This window comes from Roseateles sp. P5_B10 (assembly GCF_056400485.1).
In genome coordinates, this window is the sequence record NZ_JBFULE010001248.1 from 1 (window position 1) to 1,058 (window position 1,058).

Below are 1,058 nucleotides of genomic sequence, written 5' to 3' on the forward strand. Positions count from 1 at the left end.
GCCCACTGACGGACGACAGTCCACTGCGGACTGTCGTCCGCGGTGGGCAGGCCAAGGGGCTTGCAAGCCCCTTGGCAACCTAGAAGGAGAACACCATGGCATACAGCGAAAAGGTCGTTGACCACTACGAGAACCCCCGCAACGTCGGCAAGTTCGACAACGGCGATGACGACATCGGCACCGGCATGGTCGGCGCGCCCGCCTGCGGCGACGTGATGAAGCTGCAGATCAAGGTCAACCCGGCGACCGGCCTCATCGAGGACGCCAAGTTCAAGACCTATGGCTGCGGCTCGGCCATCGCCTCCAGCTCGCTCGTGACCGAATGGGTCAAGGGCAAGACGCTGGACCAGGCGCTGACGATCAAGAACACGCACATCGCCGAAGAGCTGGCGCTGCCGCCGGTCAAGATTCACTGCTCCATCTTGGCTGAAGACGCCATCAAGGCAGCGGTGGACGACTACCGCGCCAAGCACGCCAACTGACATGTCCGTCACGCTGACTGAAGCCGCAGCCCGCCACGTCAAGCGCTACATCGCCAAGCGCGGCAAGGGCGTGGGCGTGCGGCTGGGCGTGAAAACGACCGGCTGCTCGGGCCTGGCCTACAAGCTGGAATACGCCGATGAGGTGGCGCCAGAGGACGTGATCTTCGAGGGCCATGAGGTCAAGATCCTCATCGACCCCAAGAGCCTGCCTTACCTCGACGGCACCGAGCTGGACTTCGTCCGCGAAGGCCTCAACGAAGGCTTCAAGTTCCGCAACCCGCGCGAGAAAGACAAGTGCGGCTGCGGCGAGTCCTTCCGTGTCTGAAACTCGCTGACTCGACGACAGGCGCGGTGTGAACCGCGCCTTTTGCTTTTCCACCCTGCCATGCGCCTGACCGACAACGATTTCCAGCTCTTCGGCCTGCCTGAACAGCAGGCCCAGGTGCGCGCCGACATCGATGCACGCTGGAAGTCGCTACAGGCCGAGGTCCACCCGGATCGCTTTGCGTCGGAAGGCGCTGCCGCCCAGCGCCTGGCCATGCAGTGGGCCATGCGTGTCAACGAGGCCCACCAGCG

2 protein-coding genes and 1 pseudogene are annotated in these 1,058 nt (G+C 64.0%); all 3 read left to right on the top strand.

Going from position 1 to position 1,058, the window contains the following annotated elements; all coding sequences use genetic code 11:
- The first annotated feature begins 95 nt into the window (after positions 1-95).
- A complete protein-coding gene (gene iscU, locus AC1DU6_RS32480) occupies positions 96-482 on the top strand; it encodes a Fe-S cluster assembly scaffold IscU (protein ID WP_056196896.1) in 387 nt (128 codons plus the stop codon).
- 1 nt (position 483) lies between these two features.
- Positions 484-807 carry an iron-sulfur cluster assembly protein IscA gene (iscA, locus tag AC1DU6_RS32485; RefSeq protein ID WP_056196898.1) on the top strand — a complete coding sequence of 108 codons (324 nt, stop codon included), beginning with the start codon at positions 484-486 and terminating at the stop codon, positions 805-807.
- A 60-nt stretch (positions 808-867) separates the two neighbouring features.
- Positions 868-1,058: pseudogene (gene hscB, locus AC1DU6_RS32490) on the top strand (Fe-S protein assembly co-chaperone HscB); the annotation flags it as partial.